Annotated in this window: 18 protein-coding genes; 4 read left to right on the plus strand and 14 right to left on the minus strand. The window is 48.6% G+C overall.

Going from position 1 to position 18,040, the window contains the following annotated elements; genetic code table 11:
* Window positions 1-474 precede the first annotated feature (474 nt).
* The gene (locus AC0THY_RS19525) at window positions 475-1,446 is read left to right on the plus strand and encodes a hypothetical protein (protein WP_489992251.1); all 972 of its coding nucleotides are present in this window, start codon (window positions 475-477) and stop codon (window positions 1,444-1,446) included.
* Window positions 1,447-1,451: 5 nt separating this feature from the next.
* Here AC0THY_RS19525 and spoIIR read toward each other — a convergent pair whose 3' ends face one another.
* From spoIIR to ispE, 6 genes are all read right to left on the minus strand, one after another.
* Window positions 1,452-2,117 carry a stage II sporulation protein R gene (gene spoIIR, locus AC0THY_RS19530; protein ID WP_489992252.1) on the minus strand — a complete coding sequence of 222 codons (666 nt, stop codon included), beginning with the start codon at window positions 2,115-2,117 and terminating at the stop codon, window positions 1,452-1,454.
* 77 nt (window positions 2,118-2,194) lie between these two features.
* A complete protein-coding gene (locus AC0THY_RS19535; protein ID WP_489992253.1) occupies window positions 2,195-2,761 on the minus strand; it encodes a Ger(x)C family spore germination protein in 567 nt (188 codons plus the stop codon).
* Window positions 2,758-3,846 carry a GerAB/ArcD/ProY family transporter gene (locus AC0THY_RS19540; RefSeq protein ID WP_489992254.1) on the minus strand — a complete coding sequence of 363 codons (1,089 nt, stop codon included), beginning with the start codon at window positions 3,844-3,846 and terminating at the stop codon, window positions 2,758-2,760. Before AC0THY_RS19540 ends, AC0THY_RS19535 begins: the two co-directional genes overlap by 4 nt.
* 16 nt (window positions 3,847-3,862) lie before the next feature.
* Window positions 3,863-5,341 (minus strand): spore germination protein, encoded by a 1,479-nt coding sequence (locus AC0THY_RS19545; protein WP_489992255.1) that lies wholly within the window; start codon window positions 5,339-5,341, stop codon window positions 3,863-3,865.
* 230 nt (window positions 5,342-5,571) lie between these two features.
* Window positions 5,572-6,246, minus strand: coding sequence for a GntR family transcriptional regulator (locus AC0THY_RS19550; protein ID WP_489992256.1), 675 nt, complete (start codon window positions 6,244-6,246; stop codon window positions 5,572-5,574).
* Entirely contained in the window at window positions 6,236-7,123 is an 888-nt protein-coding gene (gene ispE, locus AC0THY_RS19555; RefSeq protein ID WP_489992257.1) for a 4-(cytidine 5'-diphospho)-2-C-methyl-D-erythritol kinase, read from the minus strand. The genes AC0THY_RS19550 and ispE overlap by 11 nt, the downstream gene beginning before the upstream one ends.
* 393 nt (window positions 7,124-7,516) lie before the next feature.
* On the opposite strand from ispE, the gene AC0THY_RS19560 reads away from it, so the two are divergent.
* Window positions 7,517-8,683, plus strand: coding sequence for an IS110 family RNA-guided transposase (locus AC0THY_RS19560; protein WP_489992258.1), 1,167 nt, complete (start codon window positions 7,517-7,519; stop codon window positions 8,681-8,683).
* Between the two features lie 178 nt (window positions 8,684-8,861).
* Here AC0THY_RS19560 and AC0THY_RS19565 read toward each other — a convergent pair whose 3' ends face one another.
* From AC0THY_RS19565 to AC0THY_RS19595, 7 genes are all read right to left on the minus strand, one after another.
* A complete protein-coding gene (locus AC0THY_RS19565) occupies window positions 8,862-10,433 on the minus strand; it encodes a DUF3794 and LysM peptidoglycan-binding domain-containing protein (protein ID WP_489992259.1) in 1,572 nt (523 codons plus the stop codon).
* A gap of 68 nt (window positions 10,434-10,501) precedes the next feature.
* A complete protein-coding gene (locus tag AC0THY_RS19570; RefSeq protein WP_489992260.1) occupies window positions 10,502-11,332 on the minus strand; it encodes a Cof-type HAD-IIB family hydrolase in 831 nt (276 codons plus the stop codon).
* A gap of 194 nt (window positions 11,333-11,526) precedes the next feature.
* On the minus strand, window positions 11,527-11,940 hold the full coding sequence (locus AC0THY_RS19575) for a protease complex subunit PrcB family protein (protein WP_489992261.1): 414 nt from the start codon (window positions 11,938-11,940) through the stop codon (window positions 11,527-11,529).
* 33 nt (window positions 11,941-11,973) lie between these two features.
* On the minus strand, window positions 11,974-12,708 hold the full coding sequence (locus AC0THY_RS19580) for an aminotransferase class IV (protein WP_489992262.1): 735 nt from the start codon (window positions 12,706-12,708) through the stop codon (window positions 11,974-11,976).
* 34 nt (window positions 12,709-12,742) lie between these two features.
* On the minus strand, window positions 12,743-13,393 hold the full coding sequence (locus AC0THY_RS19585) for an HAD family hydrolase (RefSeq protein WP_489992263.1): 651 nt from the start codon (window positions 13,391-13,393) through the stop codon (window positions 12,743-12,745).
* Complete coding sequence (gene pabB / locus AC0THY_RS19590; protein ID WP_489992264.1) at window positions 13,390-14,736, minus strand: aminodeoxychorismate synthase component I; 1,347 nt, start codon at window positions 14,734-14,736, stop codon at window positions 13,390-13,392. Before pabB ends, AC0THY_RS19585 begins: the two co-directional genes overlap by 4 nt.
* The gene (locus AC0THY_RS19595) at window positions 14,714-15,319 is read right to left on the minus strand and encodes an anthranilate synthase component II (protein WP_489992265.1); all 606 of its coding nucleotides are present in this window, start codon (window positions 15,317-15,319) and stop codon (window positions 14,714-14,716) included. The genes pabB and AC0THY_RS19595 overlap by 23 nt, the downstream gene beginning before the upstream one ends.
* Before the next feature lie 210 nt (window positions 15,320-15,529).
* Here AC0THY_RS19595 and AC0THY_RS19600 point away from each other — a divergent pair, with 210 nt between their 5' ends.
* Complete coding sequence (locus AC0THY_RS19600) at window positions 15,530-16,270, plus strand: lysophospholipid acyltransferase family protein (protein WP_489992266.1); 741 nt, start codon at window positions 15,530-15,532, stop codon at window positions 16,268-16,270.
* 98 nt (window positions 16,271-16,368) lie between these two features.
* Here the strand turns inward: AC0THY_RS19600 and AC0THY_RS19605 are convergent, their stop codons facing one another.
* Window positions 16,369-17,073, minus strand: coding sequence for a GGDEF domain-containing protein (locus AC0THY_RS19605; RefSeq protein WP_489992267.1), 705 nt, complete (start codon window positions 17,071-17,073; stop codon window positions 16,369-16,371).
* Between the two features lie 278 nt (window positions 17,074-17,351).
* Here AC0THY_RS19605 and AC0THY_RS19610 point away from each other — a divergent pair, with 278 nt between their 5' ends.
* Window positions 17,352-18,002 (plus strand): recombinase family protein, encoded by a 651-nt coding sequence (locus AC0THY_RS19610; protein ID WP_489992268.1) that lies wholly within the window; start codon window positions 17,352-17,354, stop codon window positions 18,000-18,002.
* Window positions 18,003-18,040 lie beyond the last annotated feature (38 nt).

The raw sequence follows: 18,040 nt of genomic DNA on the forward strand, positions 1-18,040 counted from the left end.
TCTAAGTTTCCGTAACCAGAGGATTTCATCTCCACTAAAAACGCACGCCAATTGTCCCCGAAGCATAGCCCTGCGCCAGAGAAAGCTGTTTCTTTGAGCCGGAAGATCATACCACCCAGGCAATTTGCAAACAAGCTTTTGGGAGGTTCTCGGTTCCAGTAAGCAGTCACCCGGGCGTTGGCAGCTCTCTAAGCAAACAATTTACGTGCGTTTTTAGCGGCAGGGAAATAACCGTTTACGGAAACTTGGACGCGAAGGCTTTCCTGAGCGTCCTTAGTTGCAGTTAACAGTTAGTTCCCCAGAGCGTTGCACGTGTTTGCGTGAGAGCTGCCAACGCCCGGGTGACGTCCGGATGGTAACGCACGTAACAGCCTGACCCGTCTAAACTATTACCTTTTTATGCAACACTTGGAGACATTCTCCACACTTTTTAGATAAGAGGAACGATTTTCTAAACAGAAGGGAGGAACTTCTATGAAAACTTATCTTTTTAAATTGCTTGCTTTCGTATTTGTAATTATCCTTGCGGGCTGCCAAAGTATTCCATCTGAGGATGCCGTCACATCCTCCGGGGATGAAATCACTTCCAGCAGCCCCTCCTATGAACACCCGGAAGAGCTGCAGACTAATCTGGAAACCACCGATACTGAACTGTCCACTCAGGATAATCCTGATTCGGAATCTGTTGAAGTGGAAGCTGCTTATGATAAGGGAATTTACATAAAATACAGGGACGATTACTATGTTTTCGGCCATGTCGCGGAGGATGGCACCCCACTCCCGGATAAGGGCGTCTTTTATGCCTCTGTACCGGAAGGGCAGCTCTATGACATCAACGGCAGGCAAATCACCCGTGAGGCTTTGAAACCGGGAAATCTTGTGATTATTTCCGGAGATCTTTTTTATGAGGATTCTTATCCAGGTGTCTGTTGTAACATCACGCAGATGAGGGTGTTAAGACAGGGAACTGCCGGAGACGCCGCACTCTTTGGCAAGATGCTGAATATTAAGTTTCTTTCTCCTCCTCCCTCAGAGCAGCCTTTGCTCCAGGTTAAGATAATGGAAGATGGACTGGAGTACTTTTACGTTGATTTCCCCAAATATGGCTATGAGTGGACCTGGGAAAATGAGGATGGCACTGCCTCCAGCTCCAACGCTGATTCCCCTCATGTGCTTGACATCAAGGACCTCACAGAGGTGGACGCGAAGGATGGAAAGCCGCTGACCCTGCATTTCACCAAGGCCCCTGATTCCGTCAAGGTTATCTGTTGGCCTCTGGGTACTCCATCCAGTAAGGCAGATCAGGGAACCCAGGTCCAGGGAAGCCTTAACGGCAAAAACTATACACTCGAGGATTTACCCGCAGACTGTGTATATCAGATAACAGGTATCTGGGAAAGCGGTTATGTAAACTATGGATTTGTGCTGAAATCAGATACCCCATAGCAAACTCAAAACCACTTTGTCTTTATCTCAAAATCGCTTGTCCTCCAGTCAAACAGACTGTCATACTCCTCCTCAGTGAGCACATTTTTCAGCTCTTCCTTTTGTTCCTCCGGTACCACTGCGTGGATGGAATCGATAAAGCAGAGGTTGGGATAGAGGACGCACCACCAGTTTTTGCCCTGCGCCTCCCCGATACACACGCGCAGCGCCTCGTACTCTCCTGCCGGAAAGGTGCAGTCCCCATAGGTTTTTATGGGAAAATAGCATTTGGTCAGCCCCGCCTCCACCGGGTAGTCATACCCCTGGCTTTTGATCACCTCTGTGGCTTTCTCCTCTATCTCTCCCAAATGGTCCTGGATTCGTACTCTCGTCTCACTGATATCCCCGGCGTCTTTCAATATGGGCTCCATATATTTTACAATCTGATCCTTGACCAGGAGTTTCAGATCCTGATCCTCCTGGCTATCACTGTTGGCAATCACATGAAATCGGATAATTTCCCCTGCGATCCCCTCCTGAATGCTCTCTGCAGCCATTGTCCTTCTCCCCTGAACGGTCAAGGTCACCGCTGCTGTGATCCCCAGCACGCTCAGGATGCAGCAAACCGCTACCACCGGGCGTCTGTGTCTCCATAACCAGTCCTTTACCTCTTCCCACATTCTTTTTTTCATAATTTATGTAACCTCCTGATTTTATATTTGCTGTCTGCAATGCCTTCTTATCAGGAGTATGACCCTTGAGGTCACTTCTATTCATTAATTCTTCTTGGAACCGGTGAATTCATAGTGGCAGCCACTGCCTGACGAATGGTCAGACTGTCCTGCGGAAGCGCTTTTCCGTCAGACCATATCAGATAGGGAATTTCAATGGATTCCTCCAGGTTATGCAGATAGTTGAGCATTTCTTTCAATGCGGTGCCCTTAAAGGAGGAGCCCTTTGGCTGATTCTTGTACAACTTTTCCAGATAAGCCCCCATCTGCTCCGAATCGGTCTCTGCCGCCTTCAGAACCTGCTCGTCACCTGCAAAGATGAAAATACTTCTCGCAAATACCGGCCTGTCCTCCAGGTACAGCAGCACTTCCTTCAGGCTCTCTCCATCCTCTGCTATTTCCTGGGAGAGAATTACCGCCTTTACATGTCCATAGTCAATATACTGACTGCTCTCCTCCTGTTTGAGATTCTGCTCCTTTTCCACCTCCGCTGTGGTAATGGCCAGCACGGAGGGGAAACTGCGGTCCTCCAGTTCCCTCTTTGCACATCCGGTCAGCAGCAGAGCTGTCATAAGTACACCCATCAAATATTTTACTGCCCTCAACCTTTTCTCCTCCCTTTGACATATTCCAAAACGATCAGAAATATAGTAAACAGTACCGCCAGAGGCACCAGGATATATCCGTTCACCACAGTAAAAACTTGCGCGGCCGTCTCATAGGAGCCGCACCACACAGACGCCGCCAGGACCAGAAGAGTCAGCACCGGCAGATAGGCGCTGCTCTTTTTTGCAAACACCCTCTCTGTCAAAAAACGCATATAAAAGAGCCCTGTTCCCACTGAGATAAAAAAACTGACCAGAAGCAGTCCTGTGAAGATCACATCCCAGCGCTGCAGAAATCCGCCTGGAATCTTGGCGCTGCTCATCAGGGTCAATGCCGGCCACGCCAGGGCTCTCATACCCGACTCCCCAAAAGCGCCGATGGAGATCAGAAAGATAAAGAATACACTGGCACAGGATATGACCACCGCTTTTTTCAGATAGTGCCCCATCTTTTCCCGCCTGTTCACATAAGGTGCAATGAACAAAAAGATCCCCATCCCTCCAAATGCAATAAACATCTGCAGACCATGCTTCAGTGTCTGGACAGAATAGGATGCCTTCCCGGGTCCCAGATACTCCGGATTGATGGAAAAAGCAGCAAAGAGCAACATCAGCGCCAGGGGATAGAGGACAACCCCGTAGAGAATCTCCCCTACTCTCGCTCTCACCTCCAGCCCTCCTGCGGCGATAAAATAACCTCCGGCCAGAACCATGAGCATCAACAGCATGTGCGCAGTCTCCGGAAGCATAAACAGAGAGGCAATCACTGCAAACAGGCGTATCATGAATACCGTGTTCACAAAAGCATAGCAAATATACAGGATACCTGCCAGCCAGGCTGCTCCCAGCCCCAGCCTTTCCCTGATATAGTCATAAAAATCTGTGTCCACATGCCTTGAAAGCCACCCCACCATACACGCGTACACAAAAGTCAGGGCAATCCCCAGAAGAAGGCTCAGCATAAAGCTTCTTCCATCCGCCTTCTCCGTAAATCTGGGTAGAAGCAGGCCGGCTTTTCCTATCCAGTCCATCACAATCAGCCTTTTTAACTGTCTTCCTGAAATCTTATTGTTATCCGAAAACATTCCAATCCTCCCCTGTCTACTTCATCCGAAGCCGGGTTCTGTTCTGTCTGCGCGCAAATACCGGCCGTTTCCACATATCCATCAGGGGGAAACGGATCAGGCTGTCCTTACTCTCACCCCCTGGATTGATATCTTTTGCGGCGTATGGCATCAAATAGGGGATGCCAAAGCTTTTTAGTCCTGCCAGATGCACAGCTACCAGTACCCATCCAAACATCAGGCCCAAAATGCCGAAGCAGGCACAGAGGGCGATCATTCCATATTTGATCAACCGGAAACTCTCTGAAAGTTCCTCGTTGGGAATGGAGAAGGAGCCCAGGGCGGTGAGGGCCACCACCACAACCACCACAGGGCTGACAATGTTAGCGCTCACCGCCGCCTGTCCGATAATCAGACCGCCCACAATTCCGATGGTATTGCCTATGGGGCCGGGCATCCGCAGCCCCGCTTCTCTCAAAAGCTCAAATGAAAGCTCCAAAAACAGCACCTCCACTAAGCCGGGAAAGGGAACTCCCTCCCTGGCCTTTGCCAGGGATATGATCAGATTTGTGGGCAGCAGCTGGGTGTGGTAGTTGATGGCCGCCAGGTACAGTCCGGGCAGGGATACCGCCAAAAATGCGGCAATGTACCGTATGATGCGCAAAAAAGAGACAATCGCAAAATGCCGGTAATAGTCATCACTTGTCTGAAACAGCGTGTTGAAGGTTGTGGGCAGGATCAGGGCCTCGGGGGAATTGTCGCTTAAGAGTACTACTCTCCCTTCCAGCACGGCCATGGCTGCCCTGTCGGGCCGCTCCGTTGTCTGATACTGCGGAAAGGGGGAATACCAGGTCTCCTCTGTTAGCTGTTCAATCACACCGCTGTCCAGCACCCCATCAATCTCAAAAGAATCCAGCTTTTTTTCCAGATTCTCCAAAAGTCCGGGGTAAACCAGACCGTCCATGTAGACCATGGCAGTCATTGTATTGGAATACCTTCCAACCGGTTTTTCCTTTACTTTGAGCGTTGTGTCCCGGATGCGCTTGCGCACCAGAGCGGTATTTACCTTCACGGACTCACTGAATGCCTCCTTGGAACCTCTCAGTACCTTCTCCGACTCCGCCTTCATCACGCCCGTCCCCGGATATCCCTTGCTGCCTATCTTGATAGCCTTGTCGAAATGGTCCACAAACATGACCACATTTCCGGCCAGCATGGCTGCCATAGCCTCCTCAATTGTGGGAAAGGCTTTTGTGTCCGAAACCCCCAGACTATTCTCACTGATGGCCCGGTAAATCTCCTTTTCATCCTTTTCCCAGAGGTGATTCAACATCTTTCCGATCACAGAGTCTTCCAGCATCATGTTGCTGGCCGCCACCTCCACATAGATCAGAAAGCAGTCCACCTTCACATCCCGGCCCAGCTTCATAGGGCGAAACAGGATATCATCGCAGCCCTCTATTTTTTTCTGAATTATTTCTTTATTTTTCTCAAGCTCAACTGCTACCTTTTCCACATAATCACCGCTTTCCTGTTAAGCATTCTGTGTAAAATAGAAATCCTGCATGCAGGATTTCTGCGCCGAAGCGCGACCGCTTGCGGTCAATTTCCTCTTGCGCACAGTGCGCATCCCGCCCGGAGGGCTTTTTTGTCACATGGGAAAGTGCAACGAACTTTCCCATGTAACAAAAAAGGATAAGCTTTCACTTATCCTTCTGGCTGTTAGCATATTCAATTTTTCCAAATTTATTCTTTTCGCTTTAAGCTGTTGATAATGGACTCTTTCTGGTTGTCTATGTGATTGCGGATCGCAAGGCCTGCCTTTTCTTTATCGTGCTTCTTCAGCGCCCTGCGAATGCTGTCGTGTTCTTCCAGCAGGGTCTTATGCGTGGCTGTGTCTTTTAAGTACTCCATGCGGTAGCGGTACATCTGTTCTCTCAGATTGTTTAAGATCTGTAACAGTCTGTGATTGTTGGTGGCTCCGTAGATGATCTCATGAAACTTCATGTCCGCATGCACGCAGGCAATGATATCATCCCCGTCCAGCACCTTTTTAAATTCTGTATTTGCCTTTTTAAGCTCCTGAAGCTGCTCATCTGTGATATGCTCACAGGCATCCTTCACAGCCAGCTCCTCCAGGGCTGCTCTCACCTCCAGCACATCCTCCATATCCTGGACCGTAATCTCAGCCACCTCAGCTCCCTTTCTGGGGATCATCAGCACCAGGCCCTCCAGCTCCAGCTTGCGGATGGCTTCCCGCACCGGCGTTCTGCTAACCCCCAATCTCTGGGCAAGCTGAATCTCCATCAGGCGCTCCCCGGGCTTTAACTCCCCTTTTAAGATTGCCTGACGCAGCGTATTGAACACCACATCCCTAAGAGGCAGGTATTCATTCATATTAATCTGAAAATCATCTTTCATTCTTATTTCCTCCGTTATTAAATACCCCGGTCAGAAACACCTGCTTTGCCAAATGCTCCCGCCGCAGTTTTTCGTATGCGTGCTTTGCCTGCTCCCTGCTCTTAAATAGCCCGAATACCGTAGGACCGCTGCCGCTCATCATCGCGTTCATTGCGCCGCAGTGCACCATCTCCTCTTTGATCTTACCAATCACGGGATACTCCGGAACAGTCACTGTCTCCAGCACATTTCCCATCCGTGCAGCCATCCCCTCCAGGTCATGCGCCCGCAGGGCCTCCACCTGTCCGTCTATATCCGGGTGGGTGGTGATTTCATCTGCCCTCAGATTTCCATACACAAACTTGGTAGAAACATGTACTCCGGGCTTTGCCACCAGCACATAGCACTGAGGCATGGGCGGCAATGGTGTCAAAATCTCCCCGATCCCCTCAGCCAGAGCGGTTCCCCTCATGACACAGTAGGGCACATCTGCGCCGATCTTCACCCCCCTCTCCATGAGTTCCTGTTTCTTCAGTCCCAGTCGAAACATCCGGTTCATTCCCACCAATACGGCTGCCGCGTCAGAGCTTCCCCCTGCCATTCCTGCTGCCACGGGAATATACTTTTTTAAGTGAATAGAAACGCCGCCTTTTAAATGAAATTCATCCATCAGCACCTTGGCCGCCTTGTAGACCAGATTGTCCTCATTGGAGGGCAGATAAAACAGATTTGTCCTAACCTTTATCCCCGGTTTGTCCATCTGATGAATGGTGATCTGATCGTACATCTGTACGGTCTGCATAATCATTCGCACTTCGTGGTATCCGTCTTCCCGCCTGCGCACCACATCCAGCCCCAAATTAATCTTCGCGAGGGCTTTCAGTCTGATTTCCTCCATACCCTATCTCCTTCGTTTTTTATAATTGCACTTTGTATACAATTTTTGTTATTGTATCATCTCGGACGACAAAATGCAACCTATTTTGCAAAAAATGTAACTATTTAACAGGTCTGCGCATTTACTGCAGGGAATTCCGAAGGACTTTCCTCGTATGTTAAATTATTATTAGTTCCCCATTCTGTTCTTGAATGAGTATACTGTTTATAGACACTGTGGATTAGTTGAACTTTCCTAACGCTTTGACGTTTGAGCATAGGCTCTAACCACGGTTGTCTGCTTTAATGTTAATCAGTTAGATAACGCATGACGTTTTATTTCGCACGAGGCTACATAGCAGGCAGTTCTGTGGGTTCTCCATACAGTGTCAATACATTGCAAAGGAGCATTACTATGATCTGCATTGGTATCGATATTTCCAAAGATAAGCATGACTGCCTTATCTCTAATTCTGATGGTGATATTCTATTTGATAACTTTACCTTTTCTAACTCTCTGGAGGGATTTGAATTACTTTTTTCTCGTATCCAATCCTGCTCTGACAATTTCTCCCAAATGAAAATAGGGCTGGAAGCAACCGGTCATTATAGCAACAACATTACAGAGTTTCTCGTTAACAAAAATCTTCCTATTTTCATTATCAATCCGTTACATACCAGTCTTTACAGAAAAAGTCTAAGCTTTAGAAAGACTAAGACGGATAAGGCCGATGTTCACTCTATCGTATCAATGCTTATGACCCAGAAGCTTACGCCCTACGTACCTGTATCATACCATAGAAAAGAACTCAAGTCACTAACCAGATACCGTTTCAATCTGGTGCAGGATTGTTCTGTCTTAAAAGTCTCTTTTTCAAGACTTATGAATATTATCTTTCCTGAGTTAGAAAAGATTGTTCACCAATTACAGGTGAATTCTGTGTATCAGCTTATGTCTGCATATCCTGATGCTGCTGCTGTTTCAAATGCTAATCTGACACATCTTACAAATCTTCTCCGGAAATACTCCAAAGGACACTATGGCCGGGAGAAAGCTATTGAAATACGCAATGCCGCAATGCAGTCCATTGGAACCAGTGATGGAATACTCAAGCTTGAAATGCAGCAGACGATTGCCCGTATCAGACTCCTCCGAGAGCAAATCAGCATTGTTGAAGTAAGAATCAAGGATATCATCAAGGAAAGTGATTCTCCATTCATTACAATACCTGGCATTTCCTACATTACTGCGGCTATGATCCATGCTGAAGTTGGTGATTTCTCTAATTTTTCATCGGCCGAAAAAATACTTGCCTTTGCTGGAATGGAGCCCTCCATTTATCAATCAGGCCAATATACTTCGACTCATGCAAAAATGGTGAAACGAGGTTCCAAATACCTGCGGTATGCACTCTTTACTGCCGCTAAAAATGTTGGCAAATGGGACAATACGTTCAAGGAGTTTCTTCAGAAAAAACTCTCTGAGGGAAAGCACTACAATGTGGCAGTATCTCATGTAGCCAAGAAGCTGGTCAGAACTCTATACAGTATGGAAATACATCATACTGCATACAGCAAGTAATTTTTTTCTTATAACATACTTCTCAAAGCAGCTGTATAGGTGCTTTATTTGTCATGCAATTATCAAGGTTCAAAAAAACATATTTAACTAACTTTCAAAAAAACACTTGACATAGTTAGTCTATGATATAAAAAACAAAGTTCAAGGCGGAGCCATTCCCTCCGCCTTAAACTTTGTATCACCGCTGCCAGCTGGCCGCTTCCTTTATGATCAGAAGCCGGTTTCCCGGCTGTACCTCCTCCGTCTCCAGAGCATTCAGTTCCATGATCCGGTCCGGGGTGGTGTAGTAGGTTTTAGCAATGTTCCAAAGACTATCTCCGGGCTGTACAATATATCCAACAATTCCCGGAAGCTCCTGAATCTTCTTCAAATCCAGGTCATGCTCCTCCACATCCACGATACAGTCCTCCCTGTGAACCTGCACGATCAGCACACCCAGGTTTACAGATATCTTTACCTCCAACTCTTCGCTGTCTATCATCATAGTGGACAACTGTTCCAGCTCTGTCTTTAGGGAGTACCGGCAATCCTGGTTTATCCCCTCCACCTCGATCATGTGCTGGAAGGGCACCATCCCGTGCATCAGAGCAAAGGGCAGGGTGTCATCCGCTGTGATGTAGAGTATACTCACGTACACCGCTCCCTCCACCTGGATTCCCTTTTCGGTGATCCGGGTCTCGTCGATCTTAACCTCTCCCTTGCTGTGACAGATCTGCAGCATGCGCGGCTGGTTTGCCTCCATACGGATGCGCTCTCCAGCTCTGCACTTGGAAAAATTTTTGATCACCAGGCTCTCATACACCTCCTGGCTGGTTATGGGCACCAGTTCCTTTACCGGAGAATACACATCTGAGAGAATCTCAACGCTCTCCTCCTCATACAGCTTGATATCCAGGTCCAAAACCACCTCCAGCTGAATCAGCCGCTCCTCCCCATCGTAGTCAGGGCGCACCTCCAGTGTGCTCCCCGCAAGGGAGATCTCCACATCCGGAATCATGGCAGAGCTGCAGCCGCTGCACTCAATGCTCCCCTGGAAGGGCATAGCAGTCTCAATCCACTGTTTGGTGCTGTTCTCATCATCTCCCGCATACAACACAAAAATAAACAGTTCCCCGCGGATATCCAGCTGTCCGTCCATGACACGGACATCCGTGCCCCGCAGTTGAACGCTCTCCCACAAGAGTTCCCCAATATTGGGCTTGTTGGAGGCCAAATTGATTTCATCCTTTATGCGCAGAATGTCCTTTTTCTGCACTGCCAATGAGAGGGGCTGGAGTTCCTTGGTTCTGGTACTGATCTCCTCCATCCCGTGCAGCTCCACTGCGGCCTGGGTATCGTATAGCTCCTCGATGGATGCCATAAAGGTCACCAGAGCCTGAATACTCATTTTTCTGGAGTTAATCAAATGTACATTTAGATCCTCCAGGTCCCATTTTACCCGGATGTTGTCCCCTGCCTCCACACCCTCCAGATTCAGTCTCTCCTCAAAGGGCAGCCTGGTATCCAGTCTATGTATCTGTCTGTCTTCGCTGTCGGAGACGTAGAGTATCTTTACCTCCAGATAGCCGCTTAAAAGTACCTGGTTATCCAATATTTTGGTGTCTTCAATCTTGACGTTTCCGCTCTCCTGGATAATGCTGCCGGCATCCGGCTTGCTGTCCGGCACATTCATGTCCTCTTCCAGGGTAATCTGGTTCACGGCCTTGCTCTTCTGACGATTCATACGAATATTTTTCTTTAATATTTCCATGAAAAAACCCTCCCATATAATCTCTTATAAGTTTATGCGGAAGGGTTTGCCCATATGCGTTTCTTTTTTCACTGCTGGTCTGCCTGAATATAGCCCAGATGGCAGCAGGCATTCCAGATACCATCCTGGTCAATATCCGTGGTGACATAATCTGCGGCTGATTTCAGCTGTTCCACGGCATTCCCCATGGCTATGCCGGTTCCTGCCGCCTGTATCATTTCATAGTCATTCATGCTGTCCCCAAAGGCCGCTGTCTGGCTGATCCCCATTCGGTAGTACTGGCACAGGCGCCACAGACCTGCTGCCTTGGAGGAGGCCTGTTCCACCAGAACCGCTCCGGTACCGTCTGAAAACATCAGCAGCTTCACCTGTGGGAAGGCTGCCTCTACTTTTACCGCACCCTCGGCGCTTCCGATATAGTGCAGCGTCCTCACCTTTTTTACCGGAAGCTCTGACAGAGGCCTGCAATTTCTCCTGGATTCCCCGAACCTTTCCTCATCATGGGCCTTCAGTAGCTGAGGATTCACAAAGTAATCCTTTTCATTTAAAGTCGCGCCGATGCACAAACCTTCTGCCTGCGCAAAATCCAACACCCGGCGCAGCAGCCCGGCATCAAAGGTGTGATCGTAGATCTCTTTGCTGCCCACTGTGATCTTCGTCCCGTTTAAATGTATAATGGCATCCGGCTTCACCAGATCCCGGTAAGCCCGGCTGAAGGGGGCATCCATATCTCTCCCACTGGCAATCACAATCTTATTGCCGTTTTCCCGCAGAGCCTCAATGGCTCTTTGCGCGGATTCCGGTATCTCCCAGGTCCTTTGATCCATCAAAGTCATATCCAGATCAAAACTCACAATCATTCCGTTTTTCATTCCTGCATTTATTTCAACGGACCACACACATCCGTTTTTCCTCCTTATATCTTCTCAGAGCGTTCTACATCCACCACGAAAACCGTAGCTCCTCCAGTGTACACCGTTACTGTTTAAACTATTCTACCACTATTTGCTGAAAAAGGGGAGAAAAAATCTAAAAAAAAGAAAAGCGGCAGCTTTTGGGGCCGCCGCTGTCGAAATATTTAGGTATTTGGCTGTCAGTCAAACACCACATCCTGGTTCTGGGCTTCCATTTTCAGCACAATGTATGGATAGGATGCCTCCTCCTGTATGTTTTTATCCTGAGGAGGGCCGATCAGGCTGGTATCCACATGGATACCGTCCCCGGACTGGTAAACCTCATTTACCGCAATGCTGTATCCGCCCGTCTTCTGCTGTCCGTATCCGCGGACCGCATAGGTATAGCCGCCGTCCTCATAGCTCAGTTTGATCTCATCCTGCTTGTTTTCCTCAATAATCTCCTGCAGCTCTTTGGGCACATTATCCGGTTCCACCACCGTAAACTCAATCTGTTCTCCTCTGCTGCCGGCGTCCTGCCCTGTCTCGCACCCGGTCAGAAGCACTGCCATAGCCACACAGAAGACACCCAAAAGCCAGATTCCTTTTTTCATTTTCCACCAGCCTGTTCTTTTACTCTATAGATATTAAAAAGGCCAGTCCTTTATTCCCAAAACTTCCTCCCCATATCTTTTCATCCACATTCTCCCCACCGGCCCGGGAAAATATTTGGCATTCCCGATCTGTCTCACCGGCATTATCCCCATCAGGGAGTTGGTGGCAAAACACTCCTCAAACTCATTTAACATCTGTAACGTGACAACCATCTGGGATACAAAAGCTTCCCTGCAGACCCATTCTCTCAGTATCCCAGGCAGCATACCGCAGCTGAGTTTTGGCGTGTATAGCCTGCCCTTTTTCACAAAAAACAGGTTGCAGGCGCTGCCCTCACAGATTGCTCCCCTGCTGTTTAAAAATACCGTTTCATCTAAACCAGCCTGCTTTGCTCTTTTTCTCTCCAGGAAGTTGTCTCCATAATTCAAAGTTTTGTGAAAAACAAGGGGGGAAGTCTCATTTCTTCGCACTTCGCTGATGTCCATGAAAAACCCTCTCTGATACTGTTCTCTTCTGTAAGGATTTTCTCTGAACAGAAACAATTTGTTTTCTGCAGAGGCCATTATCTTAACTACCCCGTACTCCATCGGATGGCTCTCCAGGGCTCCCCGCACCTCCTGGCCGTCTATCTTCTGTGCTATCAGCAGAAATGCCAGGGTACTGTTTATTCGCTTTACATGCTCCTCCAAAAATACCGGATTATTTTTCACCACTGCTATGGTCTCAAAAGCACCGATTCCAAACTGATATCCCTCATCCATTCTCATGAGACAAACTTCCTCCCAAAGGCCTGGCGCCACGCTATATCAATAGCAGCATGCGGCCCAGTTCCTCCACGCTTTTTGCTATCCTGTCCGCTTTGCAGTCCTGCATCTCTCTGAGGCTGCCGTATCCAAAGAGCACACCGATGGTGTCCAGGCCGCATTTTTTCCCGCCCAGGATATCATGCTTCCGGTCTCCGATCATGACCGCTTCCTCTCTATCACTCACTCTGTTTTCCCTGAGCGCATGCGCAATGACCTCGTCCTTATTCACCCTCGTGCCGTCCAGGTTGCTGCCCTGCACATCCGTAAAAAACCGGTCCAGTTCAAAATGCTCCAGTATCTGTCTGGCATACACCGTGGGTTTGGAGGTAGCTACGATCAATGTCCTTCCGTTTCCGGTCAACTGCTCCAGCAGCTGTGGAATCCCCTGATAAACCTCATTTTCGAAAATCCCCTTTTCGCTGAAGTATTCCCGATACTTCCAGACCGCCTCCTGGGCCTTCTTCTCCTCAAAGCCGTAGTATTCCATAAAGGAGTCCTTCAGGGGCGGGCCTATAAAACTGCACAAAGAGGTCCTGTCCTCTACATGGATTCCGTAGTATTCCAAGGCGTAAGCCACGGAATTGGTAATTCCCTTCATCGGATCTGTCAGTGTCCCGTCCAGATCAAAAAGCAGGTATTTTTTCATGATAGCGCCTCCAAAATTGCTTTTGCCTTCTGCAGTGTCTCCTCATACTCAAACTCCGGCTCTGACTCACAGGTAATTCCTCCTCCAACGCCCAAATAATAGCACCCATTCTGATGCAGCGCGGTCCTGATCACGATGTTGAAGTCGCAGCTCCCGTCCAGGGTCAGATAGCCCATGGAGCCTGTGTAGAGATTTCTCCTGCTGTGTTCCATCTCATCAATGATTTCCATAGCCCGCAGCTTTGGCGCCCCTGTGATGGAGCCGCCGGGAAACCCCGCCCTCAGCAGGTCAACTACCGTTTTCCCTTCCTCAAGATCCCCCTCCACGGTTGACACCAGATGAAAAACTGTGGCATATTCCTCCACAGCAAACAGTTCACTCACCCGTACTGACCCCGGTATGCAGACGCGGTTCAGATCATTGCGCTCCAGGTCCACAATCATTAAAAGCTCACTTTTATCCTTCTGCGAATCCTGAAGCTCACGGCGAAGCAAATCGTCCTCCCCGGGCGTGCGCCCCCTCCTTCTGGTTCCCTTGATGGGCCTGGTCACCACATGTCCCCGGTTCATGCTAAGGAACCGCTCCGGGGATGCACTGATCACCTGAAAGTTTCCGTAATTGAAATACCCGCCAAAAGGTGAGGGATTGTTCGCCCTAAGCCTTTTGAAAACCTCATAGGGCGGCCTGGAACTGTTGATACGAAGCTGTTGAGTCAGATTGGCAATATAAATATCGCCTTCTGTAATATAGTGTATCACATCCTCCACTGCTTTTAAATATTCATCTTTTTTGAAGTTTGAGGTAATCGTAACCCCAGACTCCCCAAAGAACTGCTTTTCCTCCGGTTCATTCAGCTCAAAGATCCTCTCCTTTAACAGACGCAGCCTCCTGCCTGCCTCCTGCAGGCGCCCGTTTGCCACCAGGTATAGTCTTTTTTGGCTGTGATCCTCCACAATAAACACATCGTAAAAGCAGAGAATACACTCAGGTATACGCAGGTCCCTGTTGTGACACGATGGCACCCCCTCCTTTTTCCTCCCGTAGTCATAGGAAAAGTATCCCACCGCCCCGGAGATAATGGGCAGCCCTGTCTCATTTTTTTCCCGATGCTCCGCCAAATATCTGCTCAGGTATTCCTCAAAGGAACACGCCTGCTGTTCCCCGTTAGCGGTAAAAATACCTCCGTTCACCAGCTTCAAATAGGGATACAGCCCAATGATTGAATACTGTCCCAGCCCATTTTTCAGGGATGAATCCAGAAAAACAGCATCCCTCTGCTCCTGAAACAGTCCAAAGATCCTGTGGATGGCGGGATATGCCCTAAGCTCTTCGATTTGACGCACAGGAACACCCCCATTCTCGGCATATGCGGACAAAATTATCTAAAAGACCTGGCCCATGCTCGGTCAGCACTGCTTCCGGATGAAACTGTACCCCGTAGAGAGGCAGCCTTTTGTGGGAAATTCCCATCACAGCTCCATCCTCCGCCACCGCATCAACAGCCAATACCCTTGGCATAGAGACCGGGTCAACTGTCAGGGAATGATATCTGGTTACCAGGTACTCCTTGGGCAGCCCGGCAAACAGCCCCATCCGCCTGCTGTGAATAGGGGTCACCTTACCGTGCATGGGTTTTGCCCCCTTTATCACCTGGGCTCCATAGTAATGTGCAATGGCCTGATGGCCCAGACAAACCCCCAGAACAGGCACCCGGCCCTGGAATTTATGAATGATTTGAAGGGAGAGAACTGCATCGGACGGACGTTTCGGCCCCGGGGAGAGAATGATCCCCTCAGGCTTTAACGACTCAATCTGAGACAGGCTTACCTCATCGGCACGCCTCACCAGAATCTCCTGCCCCAGTTCCTGAAAACAGGCAGACAGGTTGTACACAAAAGAGTCAAAATTATCCAACATAAAAAACATAGACCTACCTCACTCTCTAAGAATTTCCCAGAGTCGTTATCCTTGCGTGAGAAGGTCCGTAACTTGGAATCAAATTTTATTTGCTATTTATTATAGTGAAAAATCCTCTCCAATGCAATACTTTTGTTCTTGAAACACCTGGGGATATCGCTTATAATAAGTAAAGCCCTTTACGGGACGTCATTTACATAAAGGAAAAGAGTGAAATTTATGATTCGTTTTATCATCACCGTAATCGTTGTGGTGGGTTTTCTTGTGCTCTCCATCCCCATTCTGATTCTGGAATGGCTCATTGGCAAGTTTACCCCCAAGTTCCGCGACATCTCCTCCCTGCGCATCGTCCAGTATGTTTTTAAGTTTGTACTCTGGATTTCCGGCGCCGAGGTCACTGTCCTGGGATGGGAAAATGTTCCAAAGGATCAGGCAGTGCTCTATGTGGGCAATCATCAAAGCTTTTTTGACATTCTACTGACCTACTCCAGATGTCCTGGTTTAACCGGATATGTGGCAAAGGACAGTATGGAGAAGATTCCGCTCCTCTCCAACTGGATGAAACGCCTCTACTGCCTTTTTCTCAACCGTGAGGATGTTAAGGAGGGCCTGAAGACGATTCTGAAGGGTATTGATCAGATTAAAAATGGAATTTCCATGTGCATCTTTCCTGAGGGAACCCGAAACAAAGATCCCCTTGGGCCCATGCTCCCCTTTAAGGAGGGAAGTATGAAGATGGCGGAAAAAACAGGTTGCCCAATCATCCCCATGGCCATTACCAACTCCTCTGAGATCTTTGAAAATCATTTTCCAAAGATAAAGCCCTGCAAGGTAATTGTGGAGTACGCAGCGCCGGTTCTTCCAAAAGAGCTCTCCAGGGAGGACCGCAAGTTTTTAGGGGCATATACTCAGAAGCTTATTCAGGGTATGCTCGACAACCACAAAGTCATGATGCAGTAACTTTGGCGGATCTAGCATTTACTGCCCAAAACCCCTGAAGATGATTCAGGTAAGCAAATAAGCACTGGGAATCCGGAGGCATCCCAGCTTCCGGCGTCTCAGTGCTTTTCTGTGTAAATCATATAGCAATTCTTTCCTCTTTCCTTTGCCCGGTAAAGAGCCTGGTCCGCCTTGTCAAGAAGCATCTGATAATCTGTCCCATCCTCAGGATACCTGGAAATTCCGATGCTCACGGACAAAAAGTCCCCGTGTACCTCCATCTGCAAAGCCCTGCACACTTCCTCCGCTTTTCTGCACACCTCCTCCTGGTCCGCCATCCCCGGAAGAAAAATCACAAACTCATCTCCCCCAAGCCTTCCTGCCAGATCACCCTTGCAGAGATGGGCAGTGATCGCCTCCGCCATTAGAATCAGGATATCATCCCCGAAGTTGTGTCCGTACCTGTCATTGGCCCGTTTGAAATTGTCCAGATCCACCATGAACAGGACACCTTCCTCAGCCTCGCTAAGGCGTTCCTCAACAATACGGTCAAATGCCCTCCGGTTGTAAAGCTTTGTGAGGGGATCTGTGTTCGCCTCCTGGCTCAGCACCTTCTTTTCCTCCATCACCTCACGGATCATGTCAAAATAACCCTGGCTTGTCATCACCACCGCATCTATTTCCGGGTCATGGGAAATCATCTCATATGCAACTGCCCTTGCTGCCGCATTTTCTATTTCAATATGGTGTTGAAACATTTCCGCCAACCCTGCCCTGATGCAGTGTGACCGGTCCACCAACACCACTTTCTTTTTTCTGTCCATGTCTGTTTTACCTCTTTTAGTCCCCCTGAATCATTTTCTTACGGTCAGCGCAGTAGATGCGCAGACCTGATGAATAGCTACAAAATTATGGAAAGGTACACTCTTCCATAAATACCTGTTTTATCCATTGTGCAAAGAAAAAAATTGCATTTGAGATAAAATCAGTATATAATAAAATCATAAGCAAACAAAAGGACATCTATGTAAAGGTGTACTTTTACATAGATCCTTTCATGTTATCTTCTGTTTTGTACAATACTAAAACAGGAGGTTTTTTTATGTGTAAAATTTACGGCTATATGAGAGTTTCCAGTGTGGATCAGCGTGAGGACCGACAACTCATTGATCTGCTGCAGTATGGGATTCCCAGAGAGGATATCTATATGGATAAGCTGTCCGGGAAAAATTTTGACCGCCCCGGCTACCAAAAGCTCCGAAAAAGGCTGAGGGATGGCGATCTCTTGGTCTTAAAGAGCCTGGACCGCCTGGGCCGCAGCTACAGAGATATCCTGGATGAGTGGCGTTATCTCACAAAGAAAAAGAATGTGGATATCCTGATTCTGGACATGCCCCTTCTGGACACCAGACGGGACCGGGACCTGATCGGAACACTGATCACAGACATCGTCCTTCAACTGCTCTCCTATGTGTCAGAGGTGGAGCGGAACAATATCCGCCAGCGCCAGGCTGAGGGCATCGCGGCCGCGAAGCAGAGGGGCGTAAAGTTTGGCCGTCCTGCACTACAGATTCCGGAAGAGTTCTCCTGCGTCTACCGCGCCTGGAAAGCAAAGGAGCTGACGCCTCCCCAGGCCATGGATCGGCTGGGGCTGACTGCGGGGCAATTCTACTGGATGGCCAAGGTTTATGCCTCCCGCCAGTCCCAAAAGGATTCCCATCTTGACACCTCTGAGCAGGAAGGAGTAAAGTAACCATTATCGCAGCAAAAGGATTCTGGAATGCAAATTTC

This window comes from Ruminococcus sp. 8Y-12, assembly GCF_058119865.1.

Coding starts and splice junctions, on each gene's coding strand:
- AC0THY_RS19525 (WP_489992251.1), top strand. CDS start 475: ATGAAAACTTATCTTTTTAAATTGCTTGCTTTCGTATTTGTAATTATC.
- spoIIR (WP_489992252.1), bottom strand. CDS start 2,117: ATGAAAAAAAGAATGTGGGAAGAGGTAAAGGACTGGTTATGGAGACAC.
- AC0THY_RS19540 (WP_489992254.1), bottom strand. CDS start 3,846: ATGTTTTCGGATAACAATAAGATTTCAGGAAGACAGTTAAAAAGGCTG.
- AC0THY_RS19550 (WP_489992256.1), bottom strand. CDS start 6,246: ATGAAAGATGATTTTCAGATTAATATGAATGAATACCTGCCTCTTAGG.
- ispE (WP_489992257.1), bottom strand. CDS start 7,123: ATGGAGGAAATCAGACTGAAAGCCCTCGCGAAGATTAATTTGGGGCTG.
- AC0THY_RS19560 (WP_489992258.1), top strand. CDS start 7,517: ATGATCTGCATTGGTATCGATATTTCCAAAGATAAGCATGACTGCCTT.
- AC0THY_RS19565 (WP_489992259.1), bottom strand. CDS start 10,433: ATGGAAATATTAAAGAAAAATATTCGTATGAATCGTCAGAAGAGCAAG.
- AC0THY_RS19575 (WP_489992261.1), bottom strand. CDS start 11,940: ATGAAAAAAGGAATCTGGCTTTTGGGTGTCTTCTGTGTGGCTATGGCA.
- AC0THY_RS19580 (WP_489992262.1), bottom strand. CDS start 12,708: ATGAGAATGGATGAGGGATATCAGTTTGGAATCGGTGCTTTTGAGACC.
- AC0THY_RS19585 (WP_489992263.1), bottom strand. CDS start 13,393: ATGAAAAAATACCTGCTTTTTGATCTGGACGGGACACTGACAGATCCG.
- AC0THY_RS19595 (WP_489992265.1), bottom strand. CDS start 15,319: ATGTTTTTTATGTTGGATAATTTTGACTCTTTTGTGTACAACCTGTCT.
- AC0THY_RS19600 (WP_489992266.1), top strand. CDS start 15,530: ATGATTCGTTTTATCATCACCGTAATCGTTGTGGTGGGTTTTCTTGTG.
- AC0THY_RS19605 (WP_489992267.1), bottom strand. CDS start 17,073: ATGGACAGAAAAAAGAAAGTGGTGTTGGTGGACCGGTCACACTGCATC.
- AC0THY_RS19610 (WP_489992268.1), top strand. CDS start 17,352: ATGTGTAAAATTTACGGCTATATGAGAGTTTCCAGTGTGGATCAGCGT.